1 protein-coding gene is annotated in these 244 nt (G+C 54.1%); it reads left to right on the top strand.

Annotation, left to right across the window (positions count from 1 at the left end):
• Nucleotides 1–244 (top strand): hypothetical protein (locus ACODJP_RS14430; RefSeq protein ID WP_422482676.1); only part of this gene is annotated, 244 nt, incomplete at both ends.

Below are 244 nucleotides of genomic sequence, written 5' to 3'. Positions count from 1 at the left end.
ACTGCCGGGCGAAAGCGGTGTTCTCATGATGGTTACCTCTGCAGCTCAGAAGATAGCGGCTGTGGTTATCCGTCAAAGTAAACGGATGGCAGTATTCCCGGCTCAGCAACCTGAACTTACCTTTAAAATCAGCGCTCCAGACCTGATTGATTTCCCGGATGGGGGTCAGCGGCTGTCGGTTACCTGGGGCTCTGTGCTTTCGCTTTCTGTCCGGCACGAGACCTTCGCGTTTGAGAATATCGCC

Origin of the sequence: Pleomorphochaeta sp. DL1XJH-081 (assembly GCF_049310885.1) — a bacterium.
Lineage (GTDB): Bacteria > Spirochaetota > Spirochaetia > Sphaerochaetales > Sphaerochaetaceae > CAYZJV01.
The sequence above is the reverse complement of the archived record's forward strand: the minus strand, read 5'-3'. Positions and strand labels throughout refer to the sequence as shown.